Annotated in this window: 21 protein-coding genes, 1 pseudogene and 1 riboswitch; of the genes and pseudogenes, 10 read left to right on the top strand and 12 right to left on the bottom strand. The window is 73.6% G+C overall.

What is annotated here, in order from left to right:
• Nucleotides 1-2,057: 2,057 nt before the first annotated feature.
• The 6 genes and pseudogenes from V1J52_RS04185 to gcvT form a co-directional block, all read right to left on the bottom strand.
• Nucleotides 2,058-2,201 (bottom strand): annotated as a pseudogene (locus tag V1J52_RS04185) (L-serine ammonia-lyase, iron-sulfur-dependent, subunit alpha); the annotation flags it as partial.
• Nucleotides 2,202-2,306: 105 nt separating this feature from the next.
• Nucleotides 2,307-2,489, bottom strand: coding sequence for a hypothetical protein (locus V1J52_RS04180; RefSeq protein WP_330138205.1), 183 nt, complete (start codon nt 2,487-2,489; stop codon nt 2,307-2,309).
• 507 nt (nt 2,490-2,996) lie between these two features.
• Nucleotides 2,997-4,379, bottom strand: coding sequence for an L-serine ammonia-lyase (locus tag V1J52_RS04175; RefSeq protein WP_330138204.1), 1,383 nt, complete (start codon nt 4,377-4,379; stop codon nt 2,997-2,999).
• A 119-nt stretch (nt 4,380-4,498) separates the two neighbouring features.
• Nucleotides 4,499-5,773 (bottom strand): serine hydroxymethyltransferase, encoded by a 1,275-nt coding sequence (glyA, locus tag V1J52_RS04170; protein ID WP_330138203.1) that lies wholly within the window; start codon nt 5,771-5,773, stop codon nt 4,499-4,501.
• A 34-nt stretch (nt 5,774-5,807) separates the two neighbouring features.
• A complete protein-coding gene (gcvH, locus tag V1J52_RS04165; RefSeq protein WP_330138202.1) occupies nt 5,808-6,185 on the bottom strand; it encodes a glycine cleavage system protein GcvH in 378 nt (125 codons plus the stop codon).
• A gap of 53 nt (nt 6,186-6,238) precedes the next feature.
• Nucleotides 6,239-7,384, bottom strand: a complete 1,146-nt coding sequence (gene gcvT / locus V1J52_RS04160) for a glycine cleavage system aminomethyltransferase GcvT (RefSeq protein WP_330138201.1) — start codon at nt 7,382-7,384, stop codon at nt 6,239-6,241.
• Between the two features lie 145 nt (nt 7,385-7,529).
• A riboswitch (glycine riboswitch) is annotated at nt 7,530-7,635 on the bottom strand.
• 177 nt (nt 7,636-7,812) lie between these two features.
• Between gcvT and V1J52_RS04155 the strand changes: the two genes are divergently transcribed.
• Entirely contained in the window at nt 7,813-8,544 is a 732-nt protein-coding gene (locus tag V1J52_RS04155; protein WP_330138200.1) for an AAA family ATPase, read from the top strand.
• Between the two features lie 54 nt (nt 8,545-8,598).
• Here V1J52_RS04155 and V1J52_RS04150 read toward each other — a convergent pair whose 3' ends face one another.
• Nucleotides 8,599-9,408 (bottom strand): hypothetical protein, encoded by an 810-nt coding sequence (locus tag V1J52_RS04150; protein ID WP_330138199.1) that lies wholly within the window; start codon nt 9,406-9,408, stop codon nt 8,599-8,601.
• Nucleotides 9,409-9,560: 152 nt separating this feature from the next.
• On the opposite strand from V1J52_RS04150, the gene V1J52_RS04145 reads away from it, so the two are divergent.
• The 7 genes from V1J52_RS04145 (at nt 9,561) to V1J52_RS04115 (ending at nt 17,419) form a co-directional block, all read left to right on the top strand.
• Entirely contained in the window at nt 9,561-10,409 is an 849-nt protein-coding gene (locus V1J52_RS04145; protein ID WP_330138198.1) for an enhanced serine sensitivity protein SseB, read from the top strand.
• Between the two features lie 205 nt (nt 10,410-10,614).
• Nucleotides 10,615-11,388, top strand: a complete 774-nt coding sequence (locus tag V1J52_RS04140) for an enhanced serine sensitivity protein SseB C-terminal domain-containing protein (RefSeq protein WP_330138197.1) — start codon at nt 10,615-10,617, stop codon at nt 11,386-11,388.
• A 253-nt stretch (nt 11,389-11,641) separates the two neighbouring features.
• Nucleotides 11,642-13,303 carry an ABC transporter substrate-binding protein gene (locus tag V1J52_RS04135; protein ID WP_330138196.1) on the top strand — a complete coding sequence of 554 codons (1,662 nt, stop codon included), beginning with the start codon at nt 11,642-11,644 and terminating at the stop codon, nt 13,301-13,303.
• 102 nt (nt 13,304-13,405) lie between these two features.
• Nucleotides 13,406-14,410, top strand: a complete 1,005-nt coding sequence (locus tag V1J52_RS04130) for an ABC transporter permease (protein ID WP_330138195.1) — start codon at nt 13,406-13,408, stop codon at nt 14,408-14,410.
• A complete protein-coding gene (locus V1J52_RS04125; RefSeq protein ID WP_330138194.1) occupies nt 14,410-15,363 on the top strand; it encodes an ABC transporter permease in 954 nt (317 codons plus the stop codon). The genes V1J52_RS04130 and V1J52_RS04125 overlap by 1 nt, the downstream gene beginning before the upstream one ends.
• Before the next feature lie 5 nt (nt 15,364-15,368).
• On the top strand, nt 15,369-16,382 hold the full coding sequence (locus V1J52_RS04120) for an ABC transporter ATP-binding protein (RefSeq protein ID WP_330138193.1): 1,014 nt from the start codon (nt 15,369-15,371) through the stop codon (nt 16,380-16,382).
• Nucleotides 16,379-17,419 carry an ABC transporter ATP-binding protein gene (locus V1J52_RS04115; RefSeq protein ID WP_330138192.1) on the top strand — a complete coding sequence of 347 codons (1,041 nt, stop codon included), beginning with the start codon at nt 16,379-16,381 and terminating at the stop codon, nt 17,417-17,419. The genes V1J52_RS04120 and V1J52_RS04115 overlap by 4 nt, the downstream gene beginning before the upstream one ends.
• 20 nt (nt 17,420-17,439) lie before the next feature.
• On the opposite strand, the gene V1J52_RS04110 is transcribed toward V1J52_RS04115, so the two are convergent.
• The gene (locus tag V1J52_RS04110) at nt 17,440-18,063 is read right to left on the bottom strand and encodes a trimeric intracellular cation channel family protein (protein ID WP_330138191.1); all 624 of its coding nucleotides are present in this window, start codon (nt 18,061-18,063) and stop codon (nt 17,440-17,442) included.
• A gap of 61 nt (nt 18,064-18,124) precedes the next feature.
• Between V1J52_RS04110 and V1J52_RS04105 the strand changes: the two genes are divergently transcribed.
• A complete protein-coding gene (locus V1J52_RS04105; RefSeq protein WP_330138190.1) occupies nt 18,125-19,000 on the top strand; it encodes a thioesterase family protein in 876 nt (291 codons plus the stop codon).
• A gap of 47 nt (nt 19,001-19,047) precedes the next feature.
• Here the strand turns inward: V1J52_RS04105 and mnmA are convergent, their stop codons facing one another.
• Entirely contained in the window at nt 19,048-20,235 is a 1,188-nt protein-coding gene (gene mnmA / locus V1J52_RS04100) for a tRNA 2-thiouridine(34) synthase MnmA (protein ID WP_330138189.1), read from the bottom strand.
• Between the two features lie 141 nt (nt 20,236-20,376).
• On the opposite strand from mnmA, the gene V1J52_RS04095 reads away from it, so the two are divergent.
• The gene (locus tag V1J52_RS04095) at nt 20,377-21,090 is read left to right on the top strand and encodes an N-acetylmuramoyl-L-alanine amidase (protein ID WP_330138188.1); all 714 of its coding nucleotides are present in this window, start codon (nt 20,377-20,379) and stop codon (nt 21,088-21,090) included.
• On the opposite strand, the gene V1J52_RS04090 is transcribed toward V1J52_RS04095, so the two are convergent.
• The 3 genes from V1J52_RS04090 to ligD form a co-directional block, all read right to left on the bottom strand.
• Nucleotides 21,068-21,562: a DUF4190 domain-containing protein gene (locus tag V1J52_RS04090; RefSeq protein ID WP_330138187.1), complete on the bottom strand. Its 495-nt coding sequence runs from the start codon at nt 21,560-21,562 to the stop codon at nt 21,068-21,070. The genes V1J52_RS04095 and V1J52_RS04090 overlap by 23 nt on opposite strands.
• A gap of 159 nt (nt 21,563-21,721) precedes the next feature.
• Nucleotides 21,722-22,891, bottom strand: a complete 1,170-nt coding sequence (locus tag V1J52_RS04085; RefSeq protein WP_330138186.1) for a cysteine desulfurase family protein — start codon at nt 22,889-22,891, stop codon at nt 21,722-21,724.
• Nucleotides 22,892-22,961: 70 nt separating this feature from the next.
• Nucleotides 22,962-23,852 carry a non-homologous end-joining DNA ligase gene (gene ligD, locus V1J52_RS04080; protein WP_330138185.1) on the bottom strand — a complete coding sequence of 297 codons (891 nt, stop codon included), beginning with the start codon at nt 23,850-23,852 and terminating at the stop codon, nt 22,962-22,964.
• Nucleotides 23,853-23,904 lie beyond the last annotated feature (52 nt).

The following is a 23,904-nucleotide window of genomic DNA, read 5'->3' as shown; positions in this document are numbered from 1 at the left end:
TGGGCGGTCTGCTCCTCGGGAGCACCCCCGCAGGTGCGGGGACGAGGGGTTTGACGTGACGAATGACCGTTATAAACCGGGAACACTCCCGCAGGTGCGGGGACGAGCCCGAGGGCATGTCACCGCAATCCGTCGAGGCGGGAACACTTCCGCAGGTGCGGGGAGGAGCGCGCGAGCTTCGAGGTCGGCGACGACTGGGAGGGAACACCCCCGCAGGTGCGGGGAGGAGCAGCAGCAGGCCCGCGTGCTGGCCCCGGCGGCGGGAACACCCCCGCAGGTGCGGGGAGGAGGCTCAGCCCCCGTCCGCCGCGGGGATCTCGACGGGAACACCACCGCAGGTGCGGGGAGGAGGCCGTACTCCAGCACCCCACCGCCGGGCCGCTGGGAACACCCCCGCAGGTGCGGGGAGGAGAGCTGGTTTTGCGTCCCGCCGGGCCACGGCTCGGGAACACCCCCGCAGGTGCGGGAAGGAGCCGTTGTCGCGGACGGCGACGGCCGTGCTCACGGGAACACCCCCGCAGGTGCGGGGAGGAGCACAAGAAAACCGCAGGTCAAGAACCTGACCGTGGAACACCCCGCAGGTGCGGGGAGGAGATTTCAGGCGGGGACTGCGGCGGCGCGTCCCAGGGAACACCCCCGCAGGTGCGGGGAGGAGAATCTGACGATGGACGGTGCCCGCCTCGAGCGGGGAACACCCCCGCAGGTGCGGGGAGGAGTCAGCCCTCACCACCCTTCCGAGCCTCCAACAGGGAACACCCCCGCAGGTGCGGGGAGGAGAAGCCGTGCCGGTCTGCGAGGTCGGTCAAGGAGGGAACACCCCCGCAGGTGCGGGGAGGAGCCCAGGCCCGTCTCCAAGTCCGTCACGCGGGCGGGAACACCCCCGCAGGTGCGGGGAGGAGAAGACGGGCCGGGGACGGAAGTCCGTGACCCCGGGAACACCCCCGCAGGTGCGGGGAGGAGGTCGCCGGCATCCCCGGCGTCCGCGCCCGCTCGGGAACACCCCCGCTGGTGCGGGGAGGAGTCTCGTCGTCGACGCGGATCACGCGGCCCGGGGGGAACACCCCCCGCAGGTGCGGGGAGGAGACCTGCTCCAGCTCGACGATCGCGGACTGGATGGGAACACCCCCGCAGGTGCGGGGAGGAGCCACGGATCGCCGTGCCCGCGGGCTATCAGCCGGGAACACCCCCGCAGGTGCGGGGAGGAGCGCCTGTACCGGCACCGCGGTATCGACGCCCCGGGAACACCCCCGCAGGTGCGGGGAGGAGCCGCGCGGCCCCGGTCGGAGCGGTTCGCCGTCGGGAACACCCCCGCAGGTGCGGGGAGGAGGGGCGTGAGCTGGGGTTTTATCCGTAGGGGCAGCGGTTTTTACTTACTTTGAGGGAAACCGGCATAACGGGCCTTTCGGCTGGTGTTGGCGGTTGTCGAAGCGGACGGACGCGTCGATGACGCGCACCGGCCACCGGAGCACCCGCAGTGGCCCTTCCGGAGCTGGAGCCCGGCAAAGGGTTGTTCACCGTGCCGTGCATGAGGTGCGGTGAGCCGACGGGTCCGAAGCGGACGGTGTTGACGCGGAAGTGTGTCAGGTGCATCAGATGGTCCCCGAAGACGTGTCCGCTGCCTGCGAGTTCTCTCCAGCCCGGGAGAGTGCATGGCCGTCTCCCGGCTCCGCGACTCCCGGCCGAGGGTCCACGGTGACTGACAGCTTACCGAGAAGAACGGCCCGGCAACCTGCCTGTGCCGTGAAGGCGGAAGCCGAGGCAGCGGCCCGCCCACCGGCTGACGGGCCACGGGACGCCCATGCATATTGCGGGCTCGTGTATGGCGCCGCCGGGCGGCGTGCTTGAGGCACGTACCGCCTGGCGGCGCGGTGTGGATCACTTAGCTGACGGGGATTTCAGGTCGGTCCCGCTGATCCGGAACCACCTCGGCCCCGGCCCTGGCCGTCGGGCCAGGGCGGTTGAGTCGGCAGGCGCCGGACGCCAAGCCGCGAGGTGGGCGTTCCATCCTGTGCGCACGGCGGGCCATCAGGCGAAAACCCTGGTCAGGGTCTGTTCCGTCAGCACTCGATGATGTTGACGGCCAGCCCGCCGCGCGCGGTCTCTTTGTGCTTGACGCTCATGTCGGCGCCCGCGTCGCACATCGTTTTGATGGTGTTGTCGGGGGAGACGTGGTGGCGGCCGTCGCCGCGCAGGGGCATGCGGACGACCGCTAGAAGCACCTGCGTCCGGTCCGGCGGCCACCGCCCGTCTCACCTGACTGGAACAGCGTCCGGCGCCGGTTGTATTGGTGCCGGACACCGACCGCGTCAGCCGCTGCACCTCCGCGGCTTCGGCCACATCACCAGCACGGTGACGACGACCACGATCCACCACACGTGCGCCGCCTCGGGCGGTGCCGCTGAGCAGGCCGCGATGAGGGCCATCAACAGCCCGTACCGACCCTGCGTCTGCGGTAACCCGTCGTCTGGGCTGCTGTTCCCGTTCGTCATTGACGCGATCCTCCTGCTGAGAGTTGCACATTGGCGGGTGCCGTCCCTGGGAACGGGAGGGCGCCGGCCTCGGCTGTGTGCTGCGAGGCCCCGCGAGGCCGCCTGCCAGTGCGAGCAGCTTAGGAGACGAGACATTCTGTCGGCAAACGTTGTTGCGTCCTCCATGAACAGGGTAGACGCTTACAGTTTCAGAAGAAGGACCTCCTCGCGGGTACGGGCAGCCGCAGGACGACCCCCTCGGGGCCGATCGCTGGGAACATCCCCGCAGGCGTGGGGATCAATGTTGCTCGGTCAGTCAAGGTAGACGCTTACAGGGAACATCCCCGCGTACGCGGGGAGCAGGTATGGGTCGTCGGGGTGGGTGGTGGCGGTCCGGGAACCCTCCGCAGGAGTGGGGGAACGGGCCGTTGGCTGTTCCTGCACTCTTGCCCGCGTCGTCGGAACACGCGGCAGACCGAAGTACGGGAACCATCGTAGGTGTCTGCTGTACCGCCTCGCCGGAGCGGGTCAGCACTCGATGATGTTGACCGCCAGACCGCCGCGGGCGGTCTCCTTGTACTTCACGCTCATGTCGGCGCCGGTGTCGCGCATCGTCTTGATGGCCTTGTCGAGGGAGACGTGGTGGCGGCCGTCGCCGCGCAGGGACATGCGGGCGGCGGTGACGGCCTTGACCGCGGCCATGCCGTTGCGTTCGATGCACGGGATCTGGACGAGGCCGCCGACCGGGTCGCAGGTGAGGCCCAGGTTGTGCTCGATGCCGATCTCGGCCGCGTTCTCCATCTGTTCCGGGGAGGCGCCCAGGACCTCGGCGAGGCCGCCGGCGGCCATGGAGCAGGCCGAGCCGACCTCGCCCTGGCAGCCGACCTCGGCGCCGGAGATGGAGGCGTTCTCCTTGAACAGCATGCCGACGGCTCCGGCGGCGAGGAGGAAGCGGACCACGCCGTCCTCGTCGGCGCCGGGCACGAAGTTGACGTAGTAGTGCAGGACGGCCGGGATGATGCCGGCGGCGCCGTTGGTGGGGGCGGTGACGACGCGTCCGCCGGCGGCGTTCTCCTCGTTGACGGCCATGGCGTAGAGGGTGACCCACTCCATCGCGTGGGCCAGCGGGTCGCCTTCGGCGCGGAGCTGACGGGCGGTCATGGCGGCGCGGCGGCGCACCTTGAGGCCGCCGGGCAGGATGCCCTCCTGGGAGCTGCCGCGCGCGACGCAGTCCTGCATGACGCGCCAGATCTCCAGCAGCCCCGCGCGGATCTCGTCCTCCGTGCGCCACGCCTTCTCGTTCTCCAGCATGATCGCGGAGACGGACAGGCCGGTCTCGCGGGTGAGGCGCAGCAGTTCGTCGCCGGTGCGGAAGGGGTGGCGCAGCGGGGTGTCGTCGAGCTTGATGCGGTCCTCGCCGACGGCGTCCTCGTCGACGACGAAACCGCCGCCCACGGAGTAGTACGTCTTCTCCAGCACCGGGCGGCCGCCGTCGTCGTAGGCGAAGAGGGTCATGCCGTTGGCGTGGTAGGGCAGGGAGCGGCGGCGGTGCAGGACGAGGTCGGCGTCGGTGTCGAAGGCGATCTCGTGGGCGTCGCCGATGTCGGCGGCGAGCAGCCGCAGCCGCTTGTCCTCCTCGATGCGCCGCACCCAGGCGTCGGCCTGGGCGACGTCGACGGTGCGGGGCGAGTGGCCTTCGAGGCCGAGGAGGACGGCCTTGGGCGTGCCGTGGCCGTGGCCGGTGGCGCCGAGTGAGCCGAACAGTTCGGCGCGGACGGCGGCGGTCCGGGCGAGGAGGCCGTCGTTCTTCAGGCGGCGCGCGAACATGCGGGCGGCGCGCATGGGGCCGACGGTGTGGGAGCTGGAGGGTCCGATGCCGACGGAGAAGAGGTCGAAGACGGAAATGGCCACGGTGCGGACTCCCTCGTCTGCTCGTGGGTCTCAGCGAGCGCTGGGCGGGGCGGGGCGGGGTGCGGGGGTGGCCGGGACGCCGTCGCAGGGGTGGCGCGTGGCGTCCCGGCCGGTGCGGGCTACTTGGTCAGGCCCGGGTACAGCGGGTGCTTGTCGGCCAGGGCGGTGACGCGCGCCGACAGGTCCTTCGCCTTCGCGTCGTCGAAGCCGGGCAGCAGTGCCTCGGCGATGACGTCGGCGACCTCGCGGAAGTCGTCCTCGCCGAAGCCGCGGGTGGCGAGCGCCGGGGTGCCGATGCGCAGCCCGGAGGTGACCATCGGCGGGCGCGGGTCGTTCGGCACCGCGTTGCGGTTGACGGTGATGCCGATCTCGTGCAGGCGGTCCTCGGCCTGCTGGCCGTCCAGCTCGCTGTCGCGCAGGTCCACCAGGACCAGGTGCACGTCGGTGCCGCCGGACAGGACGGAGACGCCCGCCGCCTGGGCGTCGGGGCGGGTCAGCCGCTCGGCGAGCAGCTTGGCCCCGGCCAGGGTGCGGCGCTGGCGCTCGGTGAACTCCTCGGTGGCGGCGATCTTGAAGGAGACGGCCTTCGCCGCGATGACGTGCTCCAGGGGGCCGCCCTGCTGGCCGGGGAACACCGCCGAGTTGATCTTCTTGGCGTGCTCCTGCCGGGACAGGATGACGCCGCCGCGCGGGCCGCCGAGGGTCTTGTGCGTGGTGGTCGTGACGACGTCGGCGTGCGGCACCGGGTTCGGGTGCAGCCCGGCGGCGACGAGCCCGGCGAAGTGCGCCATGTCGACCATGAGCAGGGACCCGGCGGCGTCCGCGACGCGGCGGAACGCGGCGAAGTCGAGCTGGCGCGGGTAGGCGGACCAGCCCGCGATGATGAGCTGCGGCCGGTGCTCCTGGGCGAGGCGCTCGACCTCGTCCATGTCGACGAGGCCGGTCTCGGCGTCCACGTGGTAGGCGACGACGTTGTACAGCTTGCCGGAGAAGTTGATCCGCATGCCGTGGGTGAGGTGCCCGCCGTGGGCGAGGTCCAGGCCCATGATGGTGTCGCCGGGCTTGAGGAGGGCGAACATCGCCGCCGCGTTCGCGGAGGCGCCCGAGTGCGGCTGGACGTTCGCGGCCTCGGCGCCGAAGAGGGCCTTGACCCGCTCGCGGGCGATGTCCTCGATGACGTCGACGTGCTCGCAGCCGCCGTAGTAACGGCGGCCGGGGTAGCCCTCGGCGTACTTGTTGGTCAGTACCGAGCCCTGCGCCTCCAGCGCCGCGACCGGAGCGAAGTTCTCCGACGCGATCATCTCGAGGGTGGACTGCTGGCGGCGGAGCTCGGCGTCGACGGCGGCGGCGACGTCCGGGTCCACCTCGTGGAGTGAACTGTTCAGAAGCGACATGGGTCTGCGTTCCGTCCCTGGTCGGCCCGGCGGGTCAGGCGCCGGTGAAGTCGGTGTACTCGTCGGCGCTCAGGAGGTCGTCCGGCTCCTCGGTGACCTTGACCTTGAACAGCCAGCCGCCCTCGAAGGGGGCGGAGTTCACCAGGCTGGGGTCGTCCACGACGTCCTGGTTGGTCTCGGTGATCTCACCGGTGACGGGGGCGTAGAGGTCGCTGACCGACTTCGTCGACTCCAGCTCGCCGCAGGTCTCGCCCGCGGTGACGGCGTCGCCGACCTCCGGGAGCTGGACGTAGACGACGTCACCGAGCGCGTTCGCCGCGTGCTCGGTGATGCCGACCGTCGCGACGCCGTCCTCGGCGGCCGACAGCCACTCGTGCTCCTTGCTGTAACGAAGCTGCTGGGGGTTGCTCATGGTTCGGATTCTCCCGGATGAGGGGTGGTGGCGTGGGACGCGGGGCGGGACGGTCAGCGCTGGCGCTTGTAGAACGGCAGCGCCACGACCTCGTACGGCTCCAGGGAGCCGCGGATGTCCACGGCCACCCCGCTGGTGCCGGGCTCGGCGTGCGCGGCGTCCACGTAGGCCATGGCGATCGGCCTGGCCAGGGTGGGGGAGGGCGCGCCGGAGGTGACCTCGCCGACGGGCGTGCCATCGGCGGCGACGACGGGGAAGCCCGCGCGCGGCACCCGGCGGCCCTCGGCGACGAGCCCGACGAGCGTGCGCGGGGCGCTGGCGGCCGTGCGCTCGGCGGCGGCCTCCAGGGCCTCGCGGCCGACGAAGCGTCCGCCGTTGGCCGTCTTGCCGAACTTCACGACGCGCCCGAGCCCGGCGTCGAAGGGCGTGGTCGCGCGGGTCAGCTCGTGCCCGTACAGCGGCATGCCCGCCTCCAGGCGCAGGGTGTCGCGGCAGGAGAGCCCGCACGGGACGAGCCCGGCGTCCGCGCCCGCCTCCGTCAGCGCCTGCCACAGCCGTTCGGCGTCGCCCGGGGCGCTGAACAGCTCGAAGCCGTCCTCGCCGGTGTAGCCGGTGCGGGCGATGAGCGCGGAGACGCCGGCGACGGTGCCGGGCAGGCCCGCGTAGTACTTGAGCCCGTCCAGGTCGGCGTCGGTGAGGGAGGCGAGGACGCCGGCGGCCTCGGGGCCCTGCACGGCGAGCAGGGCGTAGGCGTCGCGGTCGTCGCGCACGGCGGCGTCGAACCCGGCCTGGCGCTCCCCGAGGGCGTCCAGCACCGTCTGGGCGTTGGCGGCGTTGGCGACGACCAGGTACTCCTGCTCGGCGAGCCGGTAGACGATCAGGTCGTCGAGGATGCCGCCGTCCGCGGCGCAGATCATCGTGTAGCGGGCGCGTCCGGGCGCGAGGGCGGAGAGGTGGCCGACCAGCGCGTAGTCCAGCAGTTCGCCCGCCTGCGGGCCGGTGACGGCGATCTCGCCCATGTGGGAGAGGTCGAACAGGCCGGCGCGGGTGCGCACGGCGTGGTGCTCGTCGCGCTCGCTGCCGTAGCGCAGCGGCATGTCCCAGCCGGCGAAGTCGGTCATGGTCGCGCCGAGCGCGCGGTGGACGGCGTCGAGGGCCGTGCGGCGGGGCACGGCGGTGTCGGGCGTGGCGTCAGGCATGAAGTGGCTCCCAGGCAGGGCGGACATGTCCTCCCCATCTGTCATCGGAACCTGAGAGGTTCGCCGCAGGCCCGTTCGGGCCATCGGCTTGCACCTTGGGTGGGACCGGCCCCGCTGTCGGGGCCCGCCCGCTTTTCAGATCTGCCTCGCTCGCGCGGTATCGGGGCCTGAGAGATTCAAGGGAGGACTTGCTCCTTCGGCGCCCCGCCCCCGGGGTGATCCGGGGCGTGGGACTCTCCCGCGCGGGCTCGAACGGCCGGTATGAAGTTCGCGGCCTCATCATTGCACGGCGACGTGCGCCAACGGCACCCCCGCCGGGCCGGACCGCCGTAGGGTAGCCGACGGGAACCGCGGTGTGGCGAACGGTCATCATAGAGGTGGCCGCGAGCGCGACGGCGGACGGCCGCCCGGGGAGGGAGCAGAACGGCATGATCCGGCACACCCAGGTCCCGGTCCCGCCAGCGGTCCCGTCTCCGGCACGCCCCCGGGGAGCCCCCGCGCCCCCGCCGGACGCCGCACCGGACGGCACCCCCGAGCGCGCCCCGGACCGCGTCCTGGACGGTCCGGCGCGGACGTGCCCGCCGCCCGTCCGGGACCTGCGCGCCACCGGGGAGCCCCCGGCGCTGTGCCTGGCCCCCGGGGACCGGGTCGTGGTCTCCGGGCTGCCCGGCAGCGGCAAGTCCACGCTCATCCAGGTGCTCACGGCCCGCCTCGGCGACGCCGCCCTGCCCATCGACTCGCAGGACGTGCGGGAGCACTGGGAGCGGCGGCTGCCCGGCCGCCTGCCGTACGCGCTGTACCGTCCCGCCGTGCGCGTCGAGCACTACCTGCGGCTGCGGCGCGCCCTGCGGACGGGGACGAGCGTCGTGGTGCACGACTGCGGGAACCTGCCGTGGGTGCGCCGCTGGCTGGCCCGCGACGCCCGGCGGCGCGGGCTGCGGCTGCACCTGGTCCTGCTGGACGTGGCGCCCGGCGTCGCCCTGGCCGGTCAGGCCGAGCGGGGCCGCACCGTCTCCCGCGCGGCCTTCGCCCGGCACCGGCGTGCGGTGGAGCGGCTGCTCGCGGAACTGGAGGCGGGACGGCTGCCCGCCGGCTGCGACGCCGCGGTCCTGCTGGACCGGGCCGCGGTGGACGGCCTCCGGCGCCGGACGGACGACTGACCGGCCCCCGGCCGGGGACGCGCCCCCGGCCGGGACGCGCCGCCGGGACGCCGGTCAGGAACGCTGCCGGGTGCCGGACGCGTCGCCGCCGGTGGTGCCGGTGCCTCCGGTTCCTCCGCCGAGCAGCGACCCGATCAGCTTCTGCAGGCGAGCCAGCAGCCCGTCCGCCTGCTCCGCGACCCGTCCCGCGTCGCCCGCCTCGGCGGCGGCGAAGAGGGTGGCCACCTGCTTGCGGACCTCCTCCAGCGTCGTGAGCGCCGCGGCGGTGCCCCGGTCGGGGACACCGGCCGGGGCCGGGCGGGCGCCGCCGGGCCCGGCGGAGGAGTCGCACGGGGGGATGGGCAGGGCGGGCAGCCCCGGAACGCCGGTCGGCAGCGTGATCGGCAGACAGGTGGGCGGCCCCGTCGGGATGTTCTCGGGCAGCCCGCTCGGCGGGCCGGTGGGCACACCGGTCGGGAGGTTCGATGGCACGCCCGTCGGCAGGTTGGTGGGCACGCCCGTCGGCACGGCGGGCGCCGCCACCGCGTCCGCCGGGCGCCCGTCGGCGCGGCCCAGGGCGGCCTCCAGACGGTGCAGTTCCTCCAGGACGTCCTCCCGGTGGTCGTCGGCCTCCTCGCGGGAGAGCCTGCCGTCCGGTGACCGCAGCACGTCCCCGACCAGCTCCGAGACGGAGGAGACGGCGTCGCCGAGGAGGTCGAGCTGCCGGGCCCGGTCGGCGAGCCGGTCACCGCCCGGCACGGCCGACGCGGCGGCGGGCCGCTCGGCGGCGGCTCCGGCACCGGAGGCTCCGGCGAGGGTGAGCGTGCCGGCTCCGGCGACGGCGAAGGCGAGGGCGATGGACGCGGTCCTGCGGGCGCTGGGCATCGGGACGATCCCTTCCGGGGGTGCGACGGAGGTACAGCGCCCACGCTGGAACCGTTCGTCGCGCTGCGCAACCGGAAAGGCGCCCAGCGTGGTCATGCGGGTGACGTGGACACCGCGCCGGCGCACGGCGGCGCCCCGTTAGGGTGCCGTCCATGACAGTGCCGCAGCAGCCCTCCGACCCCGCGTCGCCGCCCGGACACCCCGCCCCGCACGACCGGACGCACGGCGACGGCCGGCCCGGCACCGCGTCGGACCTGCCCGGCGACGGGCCGGACCGGCCCGGCAACGAACTGGAGGAGACGCTCGCCGCCTCCGTGGGCGTCGCCGGTGCGGGCGGGCGGCTGCTGGAGGTGCTGGGCCGCAGCAGCCTGTGGGTGCCCCTCCCCGAGGGGGGCGGCCCGCAGAGCCGGGACCTGGACCTGCCGACGGTCGAACTGGGCGGCGCGCCCTACGTGCCCGTCTACAGCTCCGAGCGGCAGTTCCGGGCGTGCGTGCGGATGGAGATGCCGTGCGGCGTCGTGCCCGCGCGGGAGTTCGCGCGCGGCCTGCCGCCGCAGGTGGGCATCGTGGTGAACCTGGAGGGCGCCGTCGCGGTGCCCCTCCCGCCCGAGGCCGTCGCGGAGCTGTGCCGGGAAGGGGGCGCCGAGCGGATACCCGGCGTGCCGAGCGGGGCGCGGGTGCGGCTGTTCGAACCGGACTGGCAGGACGATCCGGTCGACTTCCTGAACGCCGCGGCCGCCGGGTTCGCCGGGCTGCCGCAGGTACGTACCGCCCGGCGCGGGCTGGCCAGCGTGGAAGGCGGCGCGCCCGCCCTGTTCGTCGGCGTCGAGCTGGACCTGCTGGACCCCGAGGCGCGCCAGGCGGCCCACGACGCCCTCGCCGGGGCGCTGGCCGCGGTGCCGGTGCGGTGGCCGGTGCAGATGGTGCTGCTGGACGCCGCGCAGGACGCCGTCGTGGACTGGATGCGCCAGTGCGTGCGGCCCTTCTACGAGCGGACCTGAGCGCTCCCGTCCCGTGCGGGCCCCGGGACCGTCCCCGCGGGCGCGCCTGAGTACCGCGACGCCGTCGTGCTGAGTACCCGCGCGGGGTAGTCCTGAGTAGGGACGGCCATGCCGCCGCCGGCTCGTAAGCTGGTTGGATGTCGGGGGGCGCGGTCGTGCCCGGAGCAGGGGCCGAAGCGGGTCACAGCGAGGAAGGGCGGCGGACGTGAGCGCCGGTGGAAGCGTCGAGGAGCTGCTGCGCCAGGTGACGCCGGGACGGTACGACGCCTACGAGGCCCTGCTGCGGGGGCTCGCCGACGGCCAGGTCTGGCCGCTGCTGTGGCACGGCGGTGCCGAGGACCCGGCCGCGCAGTACGCGCGCATGGAGATGGCCGGCCACGGTTACGTGCCGTGCGTGACCTCGGCGCGGGAACTCGCCGCCTGCGGCTGGACCCGCGGCCACGAGGCGGCCACCGGGCGGCAGCTCGCCGCCGCCCTCTACCCCGAGCGCTACGGGCTGTGGCTCGACCCGCACGCCCGGGGCGGCGGCGTCGGCGTGCCCTGGCTCGACCTGCGCCGGGTCGCCGTCGGCCTCGACCGGCTCCCGGCGGGGCCGCTGCGGATCAGCGAGCCCACGGTCCGGGCCCCGCAGTTCTACGCGCGGCTGACCCACAACGCGCAGCGCACGCCCGTCGTGCGCAGCCTGCGCCGGGGCTGGGTGCAGCCCGCCCACGGCGCGGCGTTCCTGGCGATCGGGGTGGACCTCTACGATCCGGCGCCGCAGGCGTCGCACACGGCGCTGGACATGGTCCGGGACGCGGCGGGCGCGGTGCCGGAGGGGCTGCCCCTGGCCACCGTGGCGATGTCCGACGCGCACGACCCGGTGGCGATGTGGCTGCGGGCCCACGCCCGGCCGTTCTTCGACCGCGACGCACAGGCCACCGCGCCGGTGGCCGCCCCCGCCCCCGCCCCCGGCTACGGCTACCCGCGCCCGTACTGACCGGCCCGCGCGCCCGGCACCGCCGAGGGCGGATCCTGCACGAAACCCGCACGTCACAGCCTTGACGCGGGGGCGGCAAGGGACACCGTCCGCCCGGTCCGCACGTCCGATTGCGCGGTATCGCCCGGTACGGCGCGGCGCCTGGTCTCAGCTCGGTATCACCGACATGCGGACGGTTCACACCTCTATGGATGCACAGTAATGTGCGGGCGACCAAGACCTTCTGCACCACCACTGACCCCTGAGGTGGACCATGCGTAGAACCAGAACCAGGGTCGTCCGGGCGCTCGCGGCCACCCTCGCGGTCGGAGTGATCACGGCCGGCTGTGCCAGCGAACGCGGCGACGACGGCGGCGGTGGCGACACCTTCGTCTTCGGGGCCGCGGGCGACCCGGCCTCCCTGGACCCGGCCCTGGCCAGCGACGGCGAGACGTTCCGCGTCACCCGCCAGGCGTTCGAGGCGCTCATCGAGCACGAGCCGGGCGGCACCAAGCTCGTCGGCGGCCTCGCCGAGTCGTGGGACAGCGACGAGACCGGCACGCAGTGGACGTTCAACCTCCAGGACGGGGTGACGTTCCACGACGGCGAGAAGCTGACCGCCGAGGCCGTGTGCGCGAACTACGACTACTGGTTCAACTGGACGGGGACGTACCAGAACAAGGCGCTCTCCTACTACTGGCAGACCATATTCGGCGGCTTCGCGGACAACGAGAACGAGGACACGGCCGAGGCGAACTACGTCGGCTGCACCGCCCAGGACGAGCTGACCGCCGTCATCGAGGTCAAGGAGCCCTCCGCCAACCTGCCGGGCGGCTTCTCCCTCCAGGCGCTGGCCATCCACTCCCCGAAGGCCATCGAGGCGTACAAGAAGGACCAGGCCAGCGGCCAGGACGACGCCATCAACTACCCGAAGTACAGCCAGGAGGCGGGGACGCTCGCCGGGACGGGCCCCTTCGAGATCACCGAGTGGGACAAGGGCAACAAGGAGATCACCCTCAAGCGCTTCGACGACTACTGGGGTGAGAAGGCCGGGGTCGAGACGCTCGTCTTCCGCACCATCGACGAGGAGTCGGCCCGCCGCCAGGCGCTCCAGGCGGGCAACATCCACGGCTACGACCTGGTGGCCCCGCAGGACGTGAAGACGCTGGAGGACGAGGGCTTCCAGGTCCCCGTGCGCGGCGTGTTCAACATCTTCTACCTGGGCTTCTCGCAGGGCGCGAACGAGGCCCTGGAGGACCGGGACGTCCGCCAGGCGCTCAGCCACGCCATCGACCGGCAGAACGTCGTGGACACCCAGCTGCCCGAGGGCGGCGTCGTGGCCACCCAGTTCATGCCGGACACCGTGGACGGCCACTCCAAGGACGTCGCCACCTACGCCTACGACACCGACAAGGCCAAGCAGCTCCTGGCCGACGCGGGCCAGGAGAACCTGGCCGTCGACTTCTGCTACCCGACCGAGGTCACCCGCCCCTACATGCCCGCCCCGGCCGACATGTTCGAGCTGATGAAGACGGACCTGGAGCGGGCCGGCGTCACGGTCACCCCGCGCCCGATGAAGTGGGCGCCCGACTACCTGGACGCCACCGAGAACGGCTCCTGCGACCTGCACCTGCTGGGCTGGACCGGTGACTTCAACGACGCCTACAACTTCATCGGCACCTGGTTCGGCGGCTTCGACAAGCAGTGGGGCTTCCGTGACGACACCGTCTTCGGCGCGGTGAAGGCCGCCGAGGCCGAGCCGGACGTGGCCAAGCGGGTCGAGCTGTACAAGAAGGCGAACGAGGCCGTCATGGAGTACGTCCCCGGCGTCCCGATCTCCTCCTCCCCGCCGTCCATCGCGTTCTCCGCGGACGTCAACCCGCCGGAGGTCTCCCCGCTGACGCAGGAGAACTTCGCCGAGGTCACCTTCAAGTGACCGTCCACCACAACTAGCCGCACCACGCGCGAGGTCCGCCCGGCCACGGCAACCCGGTGGCCGGGCGGATGTGCGCGCGCGACAAGAAAGGGGAACAGCGGGGTGTTGCGTCTCGTCGTACGAAGAGTGCTACAGCTCATCCCCACCCTGCTCGGCCTGTCGGTCCTGCTGTTCATATGGCTCAACGCACTGCCCGGCGGTCCCGCCGCGGCGATGCTCGGGGAGCGGGCGACGGAGGGCGACAAGGCACGGATCGAGGAGGCACTCGGGCTCGACCAGCCCGTATGGGTGCAGTACGGGAAGTTCCTCACGCGGCTGGCCAGCCTGGACCTGGGCACCTCGACGCAGACCGGCCAGCCGGTGTGGGACGAGTTCACCCGCGCCTTCCCGGCCACCATGGAGCTGGGCCTCACGGCCATCATCATCGCCGTCGCCGTCGGCATCCCGCTCGGCTACTTCGCCGCCCGCCGCCGCGGCACCTGGCTGGACGTCAGCGCCGTGTCCGGTTCGCTGCTGGGCATCTGCATCCCGGTCTTCTTCCTCGCCTTCATCCTCAAGGCCGTCTTCGCCGTCAACCTCCAGTGGTTCCCCAGCTTCGGGCGGCAGACCACCGGCCTGGACGCCACCGAGGTGACCGGCTTCTACGTCCTGGACGGGCTCCTCACCGGCGAGTTCGACGCCGCCTTGGACGCCGTGCACCACCTGGTGCTGCCCGCGCTCGCGCTCTCCTCGATCCCGCTGGCGATCATCGTGCGCATGACGCGCGCCAGCGTGCTGGAGGTGCTGGGCGAGGACTACGTCCGCACCGCCGAGTCCAAGGGCCTCCAGCAGCGGGTCGTGCGCGGCCGGCACGTGCTGCGCAACGCGCTGCTGCCGGTCGTCACCGCCATCGGCCTGCTCACCGGCGGCCTGCTGTCGGGCGCCGTGCTCACCGAGTCCGTCTTCGCGTTCGGCGGCCTCGGCTCCTTCATCAGAACGGCGATCGACCACCGCGACTACCCGGTGCTGGTCGGCTTCATCATGTTCATCGCGCTGGCCTACGTCCTGATCAACCTGCTGGTCGATCTCGCGTACAGCCTCATCGATCCGAGAGTGCGGGTGCACTGATGAGCACCAAGACCGACAAGATCGACCGGCTCGCGGAGCTGACCGCGACGACCGAGACCGCGACGGGCGCCAGCCTGTGGGTCGTGGCGACGCGGCGGCTGCGCACCAGCAAGATGGCGCTCATCGGCGGCTCCATCATCGCGGTGTTCGTCGTGCTCGCCGTCCTCGGCCCGTGGATCGCCCCGCACGACCCGACGGCGCAGTTGTGGCGCGGCGAGGTCTTCCCCAACCAGAACATCTTCGTCGGGCCGCGCGCGGAGAACCTGCTCGGCCTGGACAACCTGGCCCGCGACGAACTGTCCCGGATGCTCGTCGGCGCGCGGCAGACCCTGCTCGTCGGCATCGTCGCCACCCTGCTCGGCTTCACCGTCGGCGCGCTGGTCGGCGGCGCCTCCGGAGCCGCGCTCACCCTCGGCGGCGCGGTCGGCCGCCGCATCGACAACGTCATCATGCGCGTCATCGACATGATGCTGGCGCTGCCCTCGCTGCTGCTCGCCGTCTCCGTCGCGGCGGTGCTCGGCCAGTCGCTGACCACCGTCATGATCGCCGTGGGCGTGGTGCAGATCCCCATCTTCGCCCGGCTGCTGCGCGGGGCGATGCTCGCCCAGGGCGGCTCCGACTACGTCGTGGCGGCCCAGGCGCTCGGCGTGCGCAAGCGGCGCATCGCGGTGGGCCACGTGCTGCCCAACTCGCTGAGCCCGGTCATCGTCCAGGCCACCCTGAGCCTGGCGACGGCGATCATCGAGGCGGCCGCGCTGTCCTACCTGGGGCTCGGCAACCCCGACGCCGCGCAGCCCGAGTGGGGCGTCATGCTCGCCCAGGCCCAGGAGTTCTTCGAGAGCGCGCCGATGCTGGCCGTCTACCCGGCGCTCGGCATCATCATCACCGCCCTCGGCTTCACCCTGCTGGGCGAGGCGATGCGCGAAGCCCTCGACCCGAAACTCCGGAGCTGATGACCATGCCACTGCTTTCCGTGGACGAACTGACGGTCACCTTCACCGGGCGCGGCCGGCGCGACGTGCAGGCCGTGGCCGGGGTCTCCTTCGACGTCGACCAGGGCCAGGTCGTCGGACTGGTGGGGGAGTCGGGGTGCGGCAAGTCCGTCACCTCGCTGGCACTCATGGGCCTGCTGCCCCAGCGCGGGGTGCGGGTGGGCGGCCGGGCCGCCTTCGACGGCACCGACCTGCTGGGCCTGCCGGCCGCGCGGATGCGGGACCTGCGCGGCTCCCAGCTCGCCATGATCTTCCAGGACCCGCTGTCCTCGCTGAACCCGGTCGTCCCCATCGGCGTCCAGGTCACCGAGATCCTGCGGCGGCACCGGGGGATGAAGGGCGAGGCCGCCCGCAAGGAGGCCGCGGACCTGCTGGACCGCGTCGGCATCCCCGATCCCGCCCGGCGCCTGAAGGAGTACCCGCACCAGCTCTCCGGCGGCATGCGCCAGCGCGCGCTCATCGCGATGGCCGTGGCCTGCGCGCCCCGGCTGCTCATCGCGGACGAGCCGACCACCGCGCTGGACGTCACCATCCAGGCGCAGATCCTGGAGCTGCTCAAGGATCTGGTGGACCAGGAGGGCACCGCCCTGCTGATGATCACCCACGACCTGGGCGTGGTGGCCGGGCTGTGCGACCAGGTCAACGTGCTGTACGCGGGCAAGGCCGTGGAGTCGGCCGCCCGCCGGGAGCTGTTCGCCCGCCCGACCCACCCGTACGCGCACGGGCTGCTCGGCTCCATCCCGCGCCTGGACCTGCCGCGCGGCGAGCCGCTGCGGCCGATCCGGGGTTCCATCAACGACCGCATCGACTGGGCGGACGGCTGCGCCTTCGCGCCGCGCTGCGACCGCTACACGCTGGAGTGCCTGTCCGGCACCCCCGCACTGACCGAGCCGCACACGCCGGGCCACCAGGCCCGGTGCGTGAACCCGGTGATGCCCGAGGGCGCCATCGGCCCTGAGAGGACGGAGGCCGGCCGATGAGCCTGCTCGAACTGGACGGGGTGAAGGTTCACTTCCCGGTGAAGAAGGGCGTGATCTTCGACCGCACGGTGGGACACGTCTACGCGGTGGACGGCGTCTCGCTGTCCGTCACGGCGGGCCAGACCTACGGCCTGGTGGGGGAGTCCGGCTGCGGCAAGACGACGCTGGGCCGGGCCGTCCTGCGGCTGGTGGACATCACCGAGGGCAGTGTCGTCTTCGACGGCACCGACCTGGCGAAGCTGCCGGGCGAGGAGATGCGCCGCCAGCGGCGCCGGCTCCAGATGGTCTTCCAGGACCCGCTCGGCAGCCTCAACCCCCGGCAGAACATCGAGTCGATCCTCGCCGAGGGCATGGCCGCGCACGGCATCGGCGCGGACGCGGCGGAGCGGCGCGAGCGCATCCTCGCCATCCTGGAGAAGGTGGGGCTGCCCGGCAACGCGCTGTCCCGGTACCCGCACGAGTTCTCCGGCGGGCAGCGGCAGCGCATCGGCATCGCCCGCGCGCTGGTGCTGGAGCCGGACGTCATCATCTGCGACGAGCCGGTCTCGGCGCTGGACGTCTCCATCCAGGCGCAGGTGCTCAACCTGCTGGAGGAGCTCCAGGAGTCCATGGGGCTCACCTACCTGGTCATCGCGCACGACCTGGCGGTGGTGCGGCACATCTCCGACGTCATCGGGGTGATGTACCTGGGTTCGCTGGTGGAGGAGGCGCCCAGCGACCTGCTGTACGCCGAGCCCCGGCACCCCTACACCCGGGCGCTGATGTCGGCCGTTCCCGTGCCCGACCCGGTGGTGGAGGACGCCCGGGAGCGCATCCTGCTCACCGGTGACCTGCCCTCGCCGGCGAACCCGCCGGCCGGGTGCCGTTTCCACACCCGCTGCCCGTGGAAGCAGGAGGAGCGGTGCGCCACCGAGCGTCCGGCGCTGCGCGACCTCGGCGACGGGCACAAGGTGGCCTGCCACTACGCGGAGCAGATCGCCGACGGCACGATCACCCTGCCGGACGCGGAGCGGGCCCCGGCCCGGCTGCCGTCCTGAGCCCCGCCCGCGCGCGCTCCTCAGCCCCGCCCGTACGCGTCGTCCGCGCGCGGGCGGGGCAGGTGCAGGCCGAAGTACATCGCGCCGATGCGCAGCGCGAACACCAGCGCGGCCGAGACGGCGGCGGCGGGCGTCGGCGCCACCTCCAGCCAGTCCAGGAGCAGGTAGCACAGCGCGCCCGCGAACGCGGCGGTGGCGTAGACGTCCTCGCGCAGCAGCAGCGGCGGCAGTTCGCCGCACAGGACGTCCCGCACCACCTCGCCGGTGACGCCGGTGAGCACCGCCAGGATCAGCACGGCCGGCGGCGTGACGCCGGACTCGATGGCCGCGCGGGCGCCGATCACGGTCACCACGGCGAGCCCGACGGCGTCCACCAGCAGCAGGGTGCGGTGCGGCAGCGTGCGGAACCGCAGGTAGACGATGGCGGCCACGCCCACGGAGGCGACGACGGTGAGCAGGACCCAGTCCTGCGTCCAGTACAGCGGGTTCCGGTTCAGGATGACGTCGCGCAGGGTGCCGCCGGAGACGGCCGCGGCGAAGGCGAGCACGAGACCCCCGAAGGGGTCCATGTTGGCGCGGTGCGCGGCGAGCACGCCGCTGGCCGCGAAGGCGCCGACACCCACCAGGTAGAGCACGTGGAGCATGGGACGATGATCGCACCACGACTGGCTACCGATGAGTAATAAAAAGTTGTACGGTGCCGCCATGACGCAGGCACCACAGGCCCCCGGCGCCCTCCGGGCGACGAGCAGGGCGACGATCGGCGACAGCGAGTTCGACCGGGACACCCGCGTGGAGCGGCGGGAGGCGGGCCACTACGCCGCCGACCTGCCCGCGGGCTGGGCGATCGGCGACGCCCTCAACGGCGGCTACCTCCTCGCCGTCGTGGGACGCGCGCTCGGGGACGCCCTCGCGCACCCCGACCCGTTCACGGTCACCGCCCACTACCTCACCGCCACCCGGCCCGGGCCCGCCCTCGTGCGCACCGACGCCGCGCCGCCCGGACGCACCCTGTCCGCCGGTTCGGCCACGCTGGTGCAGCGCGAGCCCGACGGCACCGAGACCGAGCGGCTGCGCGTCCTGGCCACCTACGGCGACCTCGCCGCCCTCCCCGGCGACGTCCGCACCAGCGCCGAACCGCCCGTGCTGCCGCCCTTCGAGCAGTGCCCGGGGGCCAAGGACCACCCCGGCGGACCGGAAGCGGGACCGCCCATCGCCGGACGCCTGGACCTCCGGCTCGACCCGGCCACCGCCGGCTGGGCCCTGGGCGCGCCCAGCGGCCGCGGCGAGATCCGGGCCTGGTTCGCCCTCGCCGACGGCCGCGACCTCGACCCGCTCGCGCTGCTGCTCGCGGTGGACGCCCTGCCCCCGACCGCCTTCGAGCTGGGCCTCAGCGGCTGGGTGCCCACCGTCGAACTGACCGCGCACGTCCGCTGCCACCCGGCGCCCGGCCCCGTCCGCGTCGCCATCACCACCCGGAACCTGGCGGGCGGCTTCCTGGAGGAGGACGCCGAGGTCTGGGACAGCGCGGGCCGCCTGTGCGCCCAGTCCCGCCAGCTCGCCCGGGTGCTGACCCGCTGAGGCGGCGCCGGGAGCGGGCAGCGGCGCCCGGGGCCGGGGCGCGGCCGTCAGCCGGTGACGCGCTCCGCGCGGGCGGCGCGCGCCGTCGCCGCGATCGTCGCCGAACCGACGACGCGGGTGCCGTCGTACAGCACGATCGCCTGCCCCGGCGCCACCCCCCGCACCGGCTCCGCGAACCGCACCCGCAGCTCCCCGTCCGCCAGCTCCGCCGTGACCGGCGTCTCCCCGCCGTGCGCGCGGAGCTGCGCGGTGTAGGTGCCCGGGCCCGACGGCGCGGTCCCGCACCAGCGCGGGCGGACGGCCGTCAGCCCGGTGACGTCCAGGGCCTCGGCCGGGCCGACCGTGACGGTGTTGTCCACCGGCGAGATGTCCAGCACGTAGCGCGGCTTCCCGTCGGGAGCCGGATGGCCGATGCGCAGCCCCTTGCGCTGCCCGACCGTGAAGCCGTACGCGCCGCTGTGCGTGCCGAGCCTGCGGCCGTCCTCGTCCAGGATGTCGCCCTCGGACGCGCCCAGGCGGCGGGCCAGGAAGCCCTGGGTGTCGCCGTCGGCGATGAAGCAGATGTCGTGGCTGTCCGGCTTCTTCGCCACCGCGAGCCCCCGGCGCGCGGCCTCGGCGCGGATCTCGTCCTTCGTCGCCCGGGTGTCCCCGAGGGGGAACATGGCGTGCGCGAGCTGCCGCTCGTCCAGCACCCCGAGCACGTAGGACTGGTCCTTGGCCGCGTCACCGGCCCGGTGCAGCTCGCGGGTGCCGTCCCCGCGCACGACGACGGTGGCGTAGTGCCCGGTGCACACCGCGTCGAAGCCCAGCGCCAGCGCCTTGTCGAGCAGCGCCGCGAACTTGATCTTCTCGTTGCAGCGCAGGCACGGGTTGGGCGTGCGCCCCGCCTCGTACTCCGCGACGAAGTCCTCCACGACGTCCTCGCGGAACCGCTCGGCCAGATCCCACACGTAGAACGGGATGCCGATCACGTCGGCGGCGCGGCGGGCGTCGCGGGAGTCCTCCAGGGTGCAGCAGCCGCGCGCCCCGGTGCGGAAGGACTGCGGGTTGGCCGACAGCGCCAGGTGGACGCCCGTCACCTCGTGTCCGGCCTCCGCGGCGCGGGCGGCGGCGACGGCGGAGTCCACCCCGCCGGACATGGCGGCCAGCACCCGCAGCCGTCCGTCCGGCGGGGTGCCGCCGGAGGGGCCGGCGGGCGTGCTGGGGGCGGGGGCGGCGTCGGGGGAGTCAGTCATAACCCCTCCAGGGTACGGGCACGCCCGCGCGGCCCGCGGGGAACCACCCGGACGGCGGCAGCGTTGTGCGGGGACGTGGACCCACCGCGGCGCGGCGCCGCCCGGCGGGGGCAGGGAAGCGGGACGGCACAGGGGGAATCGATGACCGCAGCACCACCCGACCGGAGCAGGCGGGGCGGGCGCCGCGTCAGCCGGCGGGCGCTGCTCCTGGGCGGCACCGCCGCCGTGCTCGGCGGCGTCGGGCTGTCGCAGCGCGACGAGCTGGCCAAGCTGTGGTACCAGGTGCCGGGCAACGAGGTGCCCAGGAAACCGGGCGAGGTCGACTACCCCGGCGCCGACTGGGTGGCCGCCTCGTCGCAGAACTGGCGGCTCGCCAGCCGCCCGCTGGACTTCGCCATCGACCGGGTCGTCGTCCACGTCATCCAGGGCAGCTACGCCACCGCCCTGGACGTCTTCCAGAACCCGCTGCACCGGGCCGCGACCCACTACGTCGTGCGCACCTCGGACGGGCGGGTGGCGCAGACCGTCCGCGAACTCGACGTCGCCTACCACGCGGGCAACCGCAGCTACAACGAGCGCAGCATCGGCATCGAGCACGAGGGGTTCGTCGACCGCCCCGAGGACTTCACCGACGGCATGTACCGGGCCTCCGCCCGGCTGACCGCCGACATCTGCGACCGCTACTCCATACCGAAGGACCGCGAGCACATCGTCGGGCACAACGAGGTGCCGGGCGCCGACCACACCGACCCCGGCCCGCACTGGGACTGGGAGCGCTACCTGCGCATGGTGCGCGACGCCCGGCCGGTGCCCCGCACCGGGGCGAGCGCCGTCAGGGCTGGTACTGCTCGTTGAACTCCTGCTCGCAGTCGCTGATCTCCGACTGCGTGTCGGCCTTGTCGATGCACTCGCGGAAGTTGGTGAACTCGTCGGAGTTGAAGAACGCCACACCCGCCGCGATCATCACGGCCGAACCGATCAGGGCGAGGACGCCCAGGATCAGGCCGATCATCGCCATCGCGCCGTTCGTCGCCTCGCCCCGCTTCTTCCTGCGGTACCCGAGGATGCCGAAGACCAGCGCGAGCAGGCCGAGCAGCAGACCGCCGATGACCGTCCAGAACAGCACGACGGCGGCGATGCCCAGGATCAGCGCGGCGATACCGAGCCCGTTGCGCGGGCTGGGCGGCGGGGAGCCCTGGTGCCCGCCGCCGGGGTAGCCGCCGGAGTCGCCCCCCGGGTACCCGCCGGGATGTCCGCCGTGGCTGCCCTGGCCACCGTACGGCCCTCCGGGGCCCGGGTCCTGCGGGGGCGGGGGGTAGGAAGTCACTGCGGCATCCCTTCGCGTCGGCTCCGTGAGGTCAAGTCGTGATCACGTACCGACTACCCCGCCCCGCCGCCTCCGTAACGGAACACCGCCCGGACCGCTGAGGGCCCGCCGGGACGGCCCGGCCCGCCGCCGTCCGCCCCGGGGCGGCCCAGCGCCGGGTCAGGTCAGCCCCGCCGAACGGGCGCGCTCGACGGCCGGGCCGATGGCGCCCGCGACGTCCGCGACGTCCGCCTCCGTGGAGGTGTGGCCGAGCGAGAACCGCAGCGTGCCGCGGGCCAGGTCGGGATCGGCCCCGGTGGCCAGCACGACGTGGCTGGGCTGCGCGATGCCCGCCGTGCAGGCCGAACCGGTGGAGCACTCGATGCCCTGGGCGTCCAGCAGCAGCAGCAGCGAATCGCCCTCGCAGCCGGGGAAGGCGAAGTGCGCGTTGGCCGGGAGCCGCCCCGCCGGATCGGGGTCACCGCCGAGCACGGCGTCCGGCACGGCCGCCAGGACCGCGGCCACCAGCGCGTCCCGCAGCGCGCCCACCCCCCGGGCGAACGCGGCCCGCCGCGCGGCGGCCAGCTCGGCCGCCACCGCGAAGGCGGCGACCGCCGGGACGTCCAGCGTCCCCGACCGCACGTCCCGCTCCTGGCCGCCGCCGTGCAGCAGCGGCTCGGGGCTGTGCTCCCGCCCCAGCACCAGCGCCCCGACGCCGTAGGGGCCGCCCGCCTTGTGGCCGCTGACGGCCATCGCGGCGAGCCGGGAGGCGGCGAAGTCCACCTCGCACTGCCCGAGCGCCTGCACGGCGTCACTGTGCAGGGGTATACCGGCCTCGGCGGCCACCTCGGCCAGCTCGTGCACCGGCTGGAGGGTGCCGATCTCGTTGTTGGCCCACATCACGGTGGCCAGCGCCACGTCCTGCGGGTCGCGGGCGACGGCCTCGCGCAGCGCGTCGGGACGCACCCGCCCCACGCCGTCCACGGGCAGCCACTCGACGCGGGCGCCCTCGTGGTCGGCCAGCCACCGCACGGCGTCCAGCACCGCGTGGTGCTCGACGGGGCTGGCCAGCACCCGGGTGCGCCGTGGGTCGGCGGCGCGGCGGGACCAGAACAGGCCCTTGACGGCCAGGTTGTCCGCCTCGGTGCCGCCGGAGGTGAAGACGACCTCGCTGGGCCGGGCGCCGAGCGCCCCGGCCAGCCGCTCCCTGGCCTCCTCGACGGTTCGGCGGGCCCGGCGCCCCGACCCGTGCAGGGACGAGGCGTTACCGGTGACGGTGAGCTGCGCCGTCAGCTCCTGGACCGCCTCCGGCAGCATGGGCGTCGTGGCGGCGTGATCGAGATAGGCCATGGTGCGGCAAGTCTACGAGCCCGCCGGGGGCGCACGGCGGTCGCGCGGCAGCGGCCCTCCGCGCCCCGCCTCACCCGGGCCGGGGCAGCGCGTGGGCGTGCCCGGGGTCCAGCAGCGCGGCGAACAGGTCGCCGTGCCGCTCGACGCGCGCGGGCAGCTCCCGGACGCCGAAGGCCAGCGGCTCCCCCTCCTCGGCCCCGGCCACCTCCTCCCAGGTGACCGGCGCCGAGACGGACGGCGTGTGCCCGGCCCGCACGGTGTAGGGCGCGGCGGTGGTCTTGGCCGCGTTGTTCTGGCTGTGGTCGATGAAAACCTTCCCCCTGCGCAGGCCGCGGTCCATCCGGTGCAGCGCGAGCCCGGGCAGCTCGCGCTCGGCCCGCGCCGCCAGCCGCTTCGCGTACGCGCCGACCTCCTCCGAAGGGGTGCGCTCCAGCGCCACCATCAGGTGCAGGCCCTTGCCGCCGGACGTCTTCGGCCACGCCCGCAGCCCGTCGGCGGCCAGCCGCTCGCGCAGCCACCGGGCGACCGCGCAGCACTGCGCGACCGTGGCCGGGGGTCCGGGGTCGAGATCGAGGACGAGCCGGTCGGCCAGCGCGGGCGCGTCCGACCGCCACTGCGGCACGTGCAGCTCGGTGACGAGGTTCGCGGCCCACATCAGCGAGGGCAGGTCGTCGATGACCACCTGCCGCCCGCCCATCCGGCGCGAGCGCGGCACGTCGGCCACCGTCACCCACTCAGGCGTGCCCGGCGGGACGTTCTTGGCGAAGAACCGCTCGCCCTGCGCGCCGTCGGGGTAGCGCAGGAAGCTCAGCGGGCGTCCGGCCAGGTGGGGCAGGAGGACGGGCGCGCACGTCGCGTAGTAGTGCAGCAGCTCGCCCTTGGTGGTGCCGTCCGGGTAGAGCACCTTCTCCAGGTTGCTGAGGACCAGGCGCCGGCCCTCCACGTTCGTCGTCGGCGGCATACCCTGAGAATCCCATGAAAAGCACAGGAACGGGCGGAAAGCGGCAGGTGGC

It is taken from the genome of Streptomyces solitudinis (genome assembly GCF_036323765.1).
Lineage (GTDB): Bacteria > Actinomycetota > Actinomycetes > Streptomycetales > Streptomycetaceae > Streptomyces.
The sequence above is the reverse complement of the archived record's forward strand: the minus strand, read 5'-3'. Positions and strand labels throughout refer to the sequence as shown.